Genomic DNA, 10,167 nt, shown 5'->3' with positions numbered 1-10,167 from the left:
CTCGACGACCGCCGCATCGAGTTCATGAAAGACAGCTGACCTCGCCGCGGCCTTCGCCGGATGGATACGGATCGCCCGATCGCTGCGATTGAGCCAGACCAAGGCATCGCCGATGCAGATGCGGGTCGACCAATTAGCGATCCGACGTGCCGCGGGGTCGTCGAGGATCGAGTCAACGGTGGCAACTCCATGCCGCCCTGTTTCCACCGCCTGTCTCGCATCGTGTGCGCCATAGAGCTGATTCTGGCATTCGAGCGAGGCGGCGCGGCCCACAGGATCGGCCAGCGCCTGCCAATGCGGCTCTTCCTGGCGTAGGCGCGCGAGCATGGCCTGCGCACTCGCGAGGTCATGCATCGCGAGATTAACGTCGCCCAAATTGGGCGAGTTGCTCATACCAGCGGTGACGGTTGCCTGCAAATAGCCTTTGGCAACATCGAGCCGCACATCACGAGTAGCCCCGGGACTGGCCGCCAGCCGATCGAGGTAGCGCTGCGCGACGGCGGCAACCTGTGTCCGCAAGCGTAGCGTCCCCGGCCGGTGCTCGAGCCGGTCGAGCAAGGTGAACATGAGATAATGGGCAGTACGGTGAGCATCGGCAAAGCGCAGCGCCTCCACTGTCCGAGCCCGCTCGGCCTGCCGACGGTTGGTTTCCGCAACTATTCCCGCGCCGATCAGCCCGACGATCGCCAGCAGGCTGGCAATGACGCCGAAACGATGTCTCTGGACAAACTTACGAGCACGATACGCACTACCGCCGCCCATCGCGACAACGGGACGTCGCTCCAGCCAGTTCTCTAGATCTTTGATCAACAGCTCGACACTGGCATAGCGGCGCGCCTCAGACGCGGTCGCGCACGCCACCATCGCGGTCAGCTCGATATCGGCACTGTCGCCGACGATCGCCGCCAGGGTTCGGCCAAGCGCAAAGACGTCGTCCAGAACGCTTGGCGGCGCGCCCGCCACTCGTTCGGGACTGGCGAACCCCGGCGTATACGAGCGCACCGCTTCGGGACCGGCCGCGCCGATCAGCCGAGCGACGCCGAAATCGAGCAGCTTGGCCTGATCGTCGCCGGTCACCAGGATGTTCGCCGGTTTGATATCCCCGTGCGCGACGAGCTGCCCATGAGCGAACCGCGTCGCCCTCGCCGCCTGCAGAAAGAGGCCGACGCGTTGGGCGAGCGGGCGGCCGAGGCCGGCAGCATCAATCGCCACGCCAGCGACATGTTCGATCGCAAGCCAGGGCCGCCCATCGGCCGCAACACCGCCATCGATCAGCCGGGCGATGTTGGGATGCTCCATTCGTGCGAGCAGCCGCCGTTCAGCGTCGAACGCCGCAGCACCGCGGGTGCCGAGTTGGCGACGGATGAGCTTCACCGCAACGCGCTGGTCGAACAGGCCGTCGGCTCGCTCGCCGAGATAGACGATGCCCATGCCCCCCTGCCCCAGCACCGTCACCAATCGATAGTTTCCGAGCCGCTCAGGAACGATGTCGGCATCGCTCTCGGGCGGCGTGGCTTCCCCGCCATCGTTCCTGGTCGGCGGCACGGTGGGCAGTACCCCCGATTGTCGATCGGCATGGATCAGCGCGGTGACGGCGTGCAATAGCGGCGCATTGCCGCGGGTAGTGGTGGCTAGCCACGCCGTCCGCGTCTCGAGCGGGCGATCGAGCAGCTCGCTGAACAGGCGAAGCGCTTGCTGCTCAAGCGCGATCCGCATCAGCCAGCTGCGCTCAATTCCTTCAGCAGCCACGCGCGCGCTACCCGCCAGCGGCGCACCGCAGTGCTTTCGGAAACGTCCAGCTCTCCGGCAATCTCCGCCATCGTCAGGCCGACGTAAAAGCGCAGATGGACAACGGTTGCCGCGTCGGCGTCGATGATCTCCAGCCGCTCGATCAGCCGATCAAAAACCTCGAAATCGACAACGCTCCTTTCGCCGGCCTCCTCGTCCCAACAGGTGACAAGGGCGACATCACGTTTGGCGGCACGGCGGCGGCGAACCTCGTCGATTAGCGTCGTCCGGATCACGCGAGCGCTGAGCGCGAGAAAATGCGTCTCGTCCTTGACGACAATATTGTTGGCTCTGAGCAGACGCATTGCTGCCTCGTGCGCCAAGTCGGTAGGCTGGATAGTGATCTGACTGCCCGATCTCTTCAGTATGCGACGCGAGATGTTGCGAAACTCGTCATAATAGGCGGCGAGCAGACGATGGTCGAACCGGGTGAGGGCACTCTCTTCCAAACCTGCGTCCAAGGGCATGCCGGACCTCCGCACCGGCTTGTTCCCCGATTCTCGCCCTGGAGCAAGACGCAATGAGCGGGGCGGCACGAAGGGTACCGGTCGGCTGGTGACCGGCAATTCATAGGTCAAGGAGCTTACGATAGCGTGACCATACGCACACAGGACGGATTACCGGCCATACCAACGACCGAAAGCAGGTTGAGAGAGGGTCGCCTGCAGGGTTCCAGCCTATCGACGCGCCGACCCGGCGTTGATGTGAACGCCGCTTGCCGCGAGCGTGGCGGTGACGGCGGCGGCATTGGCGTCGCCACTCTGAGCCAGCGCCTGCGTACCCCGCGCCAGCGCATCGAGCTGGTTATCGATCTTGCCGATCAGTTCGTTGTTCTTCTGCTGGCGCGCGACGCTGTCGGCAAGATCGCCATGCACGCGCAGCTGGTCGACCGCGCTGGCGATCAGCACTAAGCAGAGCGCTGCTTGGGAAAGCAGGATACCAAACCGTCCGTCCTGGCGCATTGCCACTTCCTCTACTTGATTGCTGCAGGACTTGCGGTAACACCGCCCGCCGCCGGATCGGATGCACCCGGCGTAGCTTCGCGGAACGAGATCCCGTTCTGGGACAGCAGCGCACGAATCTTGTCGTCATTCTTCTCCGCCGCCGCTTTGGCGAGCAGACGAATGAGCGTGTTGTTGACGTTCGCCGCCGCCTGGGCATTGGTAATCCGCGCCTGACCAGCCGCCACGTCCGCCTGAAGCGACCGGTTGAGCACGCCGAGGAGGATCAGCACAGTCGCCGCGGCGATGGCAACGATGCCCAGCGCGAGCTGGACCCGGTTGTAGCGAAGGGCGGCGGTGTCGCTGCGCATGATTTCGCTCCCCTGACGTCGCCGTCCGGCTGCAATCGGCGGCACCATGGTGTCAGCCGCGTTCATGCGGTTGCTTCCACCATGCGTCGGCGGCGGCGCAAGGAAACGCCCAACGCCCCAAACCCGGCGATGATCATCGCCCAGCTGCCCGGTTCCGGCACCGCACCAGGGGCAGTGCCGCCCGCCCCGAAGATCTGCGCCGTGACGTTCACGCGGATCGGCGCAAGAGCCATGTCCGACAGGCCAGCATAGCTGCTATAGTCGTTCAGCGTGAGAATGTCGGTATAAGCACCGTCGCCCAGCCCCGAATAGTCAAACGTCAGGATATTGCCCGTGTCTTCGCTCCCACCGGCGAGGCCGGCGAACGTCATGCCTGCGAAGCTGTAGCCGGTGCCGCCCGACGACCCGAAGGTGCCGCCCAGTGTCTCCCCATAGGCCGAGTTCATGATCGCGTTGAGCACGGCGAGATTGGCATTGACCGCGCCGGCACCGGCCATGATGTTGCCGAAGTCGAGCGTGTAGGTAGTGCCGCTGCCCGAGAAGGTGCCGCTGCCCGCATTTTTCAGCAACTGCGCCACCGCGAGCTGGGTTACGGTCCCGCCCACCGTCACCGACTGCCCAGGCAGGGCCAGCGTCCCCAGATCGCTGTCGTTCGAGCTGAAGCCAAGCTGCGATGTTCCTGAGAATACCCCGGCGGTGGCAGTGCTTTCGGTGAAGACGACGTTGCCCGACTGACCACCGGCAAGCGCGCCGGGTGCGGTTGCGGCGATGCCGCTAGGCGTACTGTTGACCGAGGTCACGAGCGAGTCGTTCAGTTGCCCGTTCGCCGAATTGGTGACGGCAAGCATTGCCGTCGGTATCGGCGTCGACCCCTGCCGCACCGTTGCAAAGGTGACGTTGGTGGACGCCAAGCGAGGATCGGCGATCTGGTAGACCTTGCCGGTTACGGTCACCGTCTGGCTGGGCAGCGCCGCCTGGGCGAGATCGCTGGTACCGGTGCCGTCGGTCACCAGTGCATAGGTCACCGAGCCGCTCTTGGTTCCGGAGGTCTGAGTATCGAGCATCACCGTCGAGACGGCGCTAGCCCCCGCGCCGATCAACCCGGCGGGGGTGGTGCCGGTAGCGCCGCCGCTGCCCGTCGCTCCTGTCACGGCCAGGCTTTCGGAATATTGGCCGGCGGGCGCAGTGTTGGTAATCGAGACGTTGCCCGACAGGGTGCCGCCGACGCGTGTGGCACCGAGCTGCACCGGGTTGGGCGACAGGCTGGCCGACGCCGGGTTGTAGGCAGCGCCGGTGATCTGCAGCCTTTGATCGGCGACATTGTCGAAATTGTTGGCGACGGTAATCGTCTGCCCCTGCAACGAGCCCGCCTGAGTGCCGGTGTACGACAGCGTGACCGTGGTCTTGCCGCCATTCGGCCCCACGACGAAGTTGCTGCTGGAGATGTTGACGGTGTTGCTGGACGGGCTTTCCACCGCGCCGCGCAGCGTCGTCAGCGTGCCGTTGTTGGTGATGGTAAGCGTCGTGGAGCTGGAATTGCCGAGGCGAACGTTGCCGACGTTGAGGGTGGAGCCGCTAAGGCCCGGTCCGGACAGGTCCTGCGTCGCGCTGGCGGCAAGGATCAGGCCGCTGCCGGCCACGTTGGCCCGCACGTTGAAGGCACTACCCGAACCGAAACCGGCGTTCTGATAATCGCTCGTCACCGTGACGTTGTTGTCGCCAAGCGCCAACGCTCCATTGTTGACCAGGAACCCCGCCGTCGACGATGCACCTGCATCGGCAAGGCTGAGCGTCGCGCCGGTGTTTGACTGGATCGCGCCGGTGGTGCCGGTGATCGCCAGGCTGTTGAGGGTACCACCGTTGGCGACGACGCTGCCGCTGTTGGTGATCGGGGCGGCGAGCGTCCCGTTGCCGGTGACCAACCCGCTGTTGGCGAGTCCGGTTGCGGTGAACGTCGCGCCGCTGTCCAGCGCCAGCGTGCCGGCGTTGGTAAAGCCGCCGCTCGCCGCGGTGAAGCTGCGGCCGTTTGACAGGACCAGCTCACCGGACTGAGCGATGCTCTGCAGGGACTGATCGATCGTCGTCACCGCGCCGCCGCCGCTCGGCGTTACCTGGATTACCGATCCAGTCCCGGACAGAGTAACGATCGTGTCGGTGCCCGGATTGTTGGTGCCGATCGTCGTGATCGCGCTCGTCTGGTTTGAGCGCAGCGTCATCGCGCCATTGGCGAAGGCGAAATAAAGCCCCTTGTTGAGCACGCCGTCCGACTGGAGATTTGCAAGGTTGCTGTCGTTGTCCATGTAGAAGCTGCTGCCAGCCCCGGCCGAGAATGAGCCGCCCGCCGCCTGCTCGTACAGGCCGCTGACGAGCGTCAGCGTCGTGCCGCCGTTGTTCGCCTGCACCTGGCCGCCATTGTCGTTGTAGAAAGCAACGTTGCTTCCAGAGCCGAGGCCGTTGCCCGCGCCGATCCCGCCCGAGCCGCCCTGCGCGTCGATTGTGATCGCGCCATTGGACAAAATATTACCGCGGTTGTCGATTACGCCCTGGTTGAGGCCGATCTGGCCGCTCCCGAAAATCAGCTGACCGTTGCCGACCGTCAGCTGGGAGCCGTTAAAGGCATAAAGGTAAGCGTTGCCCGCGTCGTTCAGCACCACCGTGCCGGTGCCGGCGAGCGTCGACCCGCCCGGCTGCGTCGCCGACGCTGCGGTCTCGCCGACCAGAACGCCGCCGGTGCCGATCGTGATTGTGCCGTTGTTGGTCAGCGTGTTGTCGATCCGGACCGTATCGTTGCTGTAGCCAAGATTGCTGCCGGTACCCAGCGTCGTGTCCTGGAGGTATTGCGTGCCGTTGGCCGCGACGACGGTACCGCCGCCGCTCGACGAGATGGTGCCGCCAAGGATGCGTACGTCATTGTCGAGCAGCACGGTTGAGCCGGTGCCGATCGCGCTGATCTGAGCGGTCGCGCTGTTCTCGTAGAGGCCGCTGACGAGGTGGAGAAGGCCACCGCCGGTCGCTTCCAACAGGTTGTTGTTGAGGAAAGCGGTGTTGCCGTTGGTCCCGACGCCGTTGTTGGCACCAATGCCGTTGCTGCCGCCCTGCGCGTCGATCACCAGCCCCGGAGGGCCTTGCGTCGAGGTCGCGTCGATGATCCCGTTGTTGGTTAGGACGCCCTGGTTGGCGCTGACATAGCCGGTGCCCATGACAGTCTGGCCGCTGCCGATCGTCATCTGCGTGCCGTTGTAATCGTACAGGTATACGGCACCATTGCCGGTGTCGTTCAAGACGATCGTGCCGGTGCCGGTGATTGCGGATTTGGCAGTCTCGCCGACCAGAACGCCGCCGGTATCCATCGTAATCGTGCCGTTGTTGGTCAGCGTGTTGTCAATCCGAACCGTGTCGTTGCTGTAGCTGAGGTTGCTGCCGCTGGTGAGAGCCACATCCTGGAGGTATTGCGTGCCGTTGGCGGCGGTGACGATGCCGCCGTTGGTGCTGTTCAACGTGCCGGAGACGATACGCACGTCGTTGTCGAGCAGCACGGTCGAGCCCGCACCGGTGGCGAGGATGCGGCCGTTGCCCTGGTTCTCGTAGAGGCCGCTGACGAGGTGGAGCAGGCCACCGCCAGTCGCCTCCAACAGGTTGGTGTTGAGGAACGCGGCGTTGCCGCCGGTTCCGACGCCGTTGTTGGCACCGATGCCGCCGCTGCCGCCCTGTGCGTCGATCACCAGACCCGGGGGACCTTGCGTCGAGGTCGCATCGATGATCCCGTTGTTGGTCAGGACGCCTTGGTTGACGCTGACATAGCCGGTGCCCATGACGGTCTGGCCGCTGCCGATCGTCATCTGCGTGCCATTATAGTCATACAGGTACGCACCACCATTGCCGGTGTCGTTGAGCACGATCGTGCCCGTGCCGGTGATTGCCGAAGTGGCGGTCTCGCCGACCAACTGGCCGGACGAGCCGATCGTAATCGTGCCGTTGTTGGTGAGCGTGTTGTCGATCCGGACCGTATCGCTGATGATTGTCAAGTTGCTGCCGCTGGACAGCGTCACGCCCTGCAGGAATTGGGTGCCGTTGTTTATCGCCGAGATCACGCCGCCGTCAGTGGTGGTCAGTGTGCCGCCGATGAGGCGAATATCGTTTTCCAGCGAAACGATCGAGGCGTTGTCGGCGGCATCGTGACCGGTCGCAAGGATCGTGCCCGCGCCTTGATTCTCGTACGTGCCCGACTGAAACCGCAGCAGGCCGCCGCCGGTCGCCTCGAGCATACCGGTATTGAGGAACGTGGAGGTGCCGCCGGCACCGACGCCGTTCCCGGCACCGATCCCGCCGCTGCCGCCCTGAGAGTTCAGCACCAATCCCGGAGGACCCTGCGTCGAGGTCGCAGCGATCACCCCCGCATTGGTGACGACTCCCTGATCGTTGCCGACATAGCCGGTGCCCGAGACGAACTGATTGCTGCCTATTGTAAGCTGATTGCCGTTCTGGGCGTACAGATACGCGCCACCATTGCCGGTGTCGCTTAGCGTGATGATGCCGCTGCCGGTCAGCATTAGGTTTCCCCCCGTCCCGATCAGCTGACTTGAGGAATTGAGCGCGATTGTCCCGTTGTTGACGAAACTGCCGCCGCCAACACCGAGCGATCCGTTGGTGATCGAAAGCGTGTCGCCGCTGTCCAACGTCACGGTGCTGGCGCTCTGACCGCTGTTGGAAATGGTGACGAACGACACAGTGCCCGGCTTTGCATCGATTCGCACCACGTCGCTCGCGCCCGGAACGACGCCGCAGTCCCAAAATGCCGCATTCGACCAATCGCCGTTACCGCCGTTCCAAGTGCAGCTTGCCGCCTGCCCGGCCCCGCTGCCGCCGCCGATGAACGCGAGCGCGGTGGTGGAAAGCGCCAAACGGCGGAGCAGGGCAGGACGGCGCATACGGTATTTCCCCCAATGTCATCCGCAAGCACACATGCGCCTGCCTCACCGGGTCAGTCGTTTGATCGATAGGCCCGTCAGTAATGGAATCGTCGGCTGGAAATGAAACCTGTCACATGCGTTAATAAATTATTCACTTCTTTGTTGAGGTGGCAATTTGCGGTCGAACAGCAAGTCTTTAGCGACAGTGGGAGGCGCAGAACATCGTCGCTAGGAGCGGATCACCTCGGGCAACTAGGTGACCGCAATGTAAGCCTTCGGCAGGATCCGCCTTGCCGTGCGGAAGCGGGTCGCTGACGTAGCACCGGTGCAAGCAACGGTGTTTGCACCGGTGTTAGCGACGGTGCGATGAGCCAGGTGACGGTGATCTCGGGCGTGGAGCGGCACCGGCTCTGGTCGGACGAGCAGAAGCGGGCGCTGGCGGCAGCGGCATGCGAGCCGGGCGCGGGTGTGGCGCAGATAGCGCGGCGCGCGGAGCTGCGGCCGAGCCAGTTGTGTCGGTGGCGGCGCGACTTAGTCACCCCTGCGGCGACGGCGGTCGCGGCGGTGACCGTGAGCCCAGAGCCGCTATCCGCGGCTGAGCAACCGACGATCGTAGTGGAGCTTGGCGGGGCGGCGCTGCGGATCGCGGCGAACGCCTCGCCCGCGCTGGTGTCGGCGGTGATGCGGTCGCTGAGGCGATGATCCCGCACCGCAGCGACGTGCGGATCTGGCTGGCGACCGGCTGCACGGACATGCACCGGGGCATGTTCGGGCTAGCGCTGCAAGTGCAGCAGGGTCTCAAGCGCGACCCGCAGGCGGGCGATCTGTACATCTTCCGGGCGACGCGGCGACCTGGTGAAGGTGCTCTACCTGCCACATTCGATTGACAAGAGCCCTCAGACCGGAACTGCGACAGTCTCCGGCCTGCGCTGGCGCATCGCAAAGCCGATAGCAGCGAAGCCCGCAATCATCATTGCCCAGGTCACTGGTTCTGGAACTGCCGTTCTCGCGGCCCCGACGAACAGCACATCGAGAAAAGGTGAAGGGTGATCCGAATCCACACCTTCATAAGCAGGGTTGGTCGCGTGGAAACGGGTCAGTTTGGCAACCGGGTCATAGACGAACGAGGTGTCGATCAACCACTCTGAGCTGCTGCCGGTTTCGTGGACACCAAGATAAGGTGTTTTTGGAACTGGAGGATGGAGATGCAACGACGGAAGTTCAGCCGCGAGTTCAAGCTCGAGGCTGTGAAGCTGGTGCGGGAACGCGGGGTATCGGTGTCACAGGCCGCCCGCGATTTGGATCTGCACGAGAACGTGCTGCGCAAGTGGGTGCGCGAGCAGCAGGCTGACCCGGGATCGGCATTCCCCGGTCACGGCGTGATGAAGCCGGAGCAGCAGGAGATTGAGCGGCTGCGCCGCGAGCTGGCCAGGATGAAGGCCGAGCGCGACATCCTAAAAAAAGCGGCGGCCTACTTCGCCAGGGACTCGATATGAGGTTCGAGTTCGTAGCGAAGCACCGAGGGATCTGGCCGGTATCATGGATCTGCGAGGCGCTCGGTGTTTCGCGCAGCGGCTTTCACGCCTGGCTGGTTCGGGCACCCAGTGCCCGCGCCCGCAGCGATGAGGAGTTCGGCGCCAAGGTGCGCGCCAGCTTCATCTCCAGCTATCGGACGTACGGTGCGCGCCGGGTCTGGCACGATCTTCTGGCCGAAGGCCTGTCATGTGGTCTGCATCGCATCGAACGGCTGATGCGTGTGCAAGGCCTGAGGGCGCGTCCGCGACGTCGTGGCCTGCCCAAGGACGATGGTCTGCGGTCGGTCATTGCCGACAACATTCTCGACCGCCAGTTCACCGCCGAGGCGCCCAACCAGAGGTGGATCGCGGACTTTACCTACATCTGGACCGCCGAAGGATGGCTATACGTCGCTGTCGTCATCGACCTGTTTTCGCGCCGTGCGGTCGGCTGGTCGATGAGCGACACCATGACCGCCCAGCTCGTGACCGATGCGCTGATGATGGCGATCTGGCGACGCGGAAAGCCCGATGCGCTGCTGCACCACTCGGATCAGGGCAGCCAAGGCGGACTCAACCGGTCGTCGCAACGCTTCAAAAAACGGAGGCGTGGATGGGCGGCAAGAAGCGGCGTTCGGATCGG

8 protein-coding genes and 1 pseudogene are annotated in these 10,167 nt (G+C 64.3%); 3 read left to right on the top strand and 6 right to left on the bottom strand.

Annotation, left to right across the window (positions count from 1 at the left end; genetic code table 11):
* From HUU96_RS05680 to HUU96_RS05660, 5 genes are all read right to left on the bottom strand, one after another.
* On the bottom strand, positions 1-1,602 hold a 1,602-nt coding region (locus HUU96_RS05680), incomplete at its 3' end, for a serine/threonine-protein kinase (RefSeq protein WP_174291877.1).
* Positions 1,603-1,715: 113 nt separating this feature from the next.
* Complete coding sequence (locus HUU96_RS05675) at positions 1,716-2,366, bottom strand: ECF-type sigma factor (RefSeq protein ID WP_174291876.1); 651 nt, start codon at positions 2,364-2,366, stop codon at positions 1,716-1,718.
* 99 nt (positions 2,367-2,465) lie between these two features.
* On the bottom strand, positions 2,466-2,750 hold the full coding sequence (locus HUU96_RS05670) for a hypothetical protein (RefSeq protein ID WP_174291875.1): 285 nt from the start codon (positions 2,748-2,750) through the stop codon (positions 2,466-2,468).
* 11 nt (positions 2,751-2,761) lie between these two features.
* Entirely contained in the window at positions 2,762-3,166 is a 405-nt protein-coding gene (locus tag HUU96_RS05665) for a hypothetical protein (RefSeq protein WP_174291874.1), read from the bottom strand.
* Positions 3,163-8,028: a beta strand repeat-containing protein gene (locus HUU96_RS05660; RefSeq protein ID WP_174291873.1), complete on the bottom strand. Its 4,866-nt coding sequence runs from the start codon at positions 8,026-8,028 to the stop codon at positions 3,163-3,165. The genes HUU96_RS05665 and HUU96_RS05660 overlap by 4 nt, the downstream gene beginning before the upstream one ends.
* A gap of 348 nt (positions 8,029-8,376) precedes the next feature.
* Between HUU96_RS05660 and HUU96_RS05655 the strand changes: the two genes are divergently transcribed.
* Positions 8,377-8,712, top strand: coding sequence for a transposase (locus HUU96_RS05655; protein WP_174291872.1), 336 nt, complete (start codon positions 8,377-8,379; stop codon positions 8,710-8,712).
* Positions 8,709-8,897 carry an IS66 family insertion sequence element accessory protein TnpB gene (tnpB, locus tag HUU96_RS05650; RefSeq protein WP_174291871.1) on the top strand — a complete coding sequence of 63 codons (189 nt, stop codon included), beginning with the start codon at positions 8,709-8,711 and terminating at the stop codon, positions 8,895-8,897. The genes HUU96_RS05655 and tnpB overlap by 4 nt, the downstream gene beginning before the upstream one ends.
* A gap of 9 nt (positions 8,898-8,906) precedes the next feature.
* On the opposite strand, the gene HUU96_RS15085 is transcribed toward tnpB, so the two are convergent.
* The gene (locus tag HUU96_RS15085; protein WP_254605034.1) at positions 8,907-9,149 is read right to left on the bottom strand and encodes a PEPxxWA-CTERM sorting domain-containing protein; all 243 of its coding nucleotides are present in this window, start codon (positions 9,147-9,149) and stop codon (positions 8,907-8,909) included.
* 66 nt (positions 9,150-9,215) lie between these two features.
* Here HUU96_RS15085 and HUU96_RS05640 point away from each other — a divergent pair.
* A pseudogene (locus tag HUU96_RS05640) lies at positions 9,216-10,167 on the top strand (IS3 family transposase); the annotation flags it as partial.

It is taken from the genome of Sphingomonas bacterium (genome assembly GCF_903644135.1).
GTDB lineage: Bacteria > Pseudomonadota > Alphaproteobacteria > Sphingomonadales > Sphingomonadaceae > Sphingomonas.
This window is presented reverse-complemented; position numbering and strand designations above follow the sequence as displayed.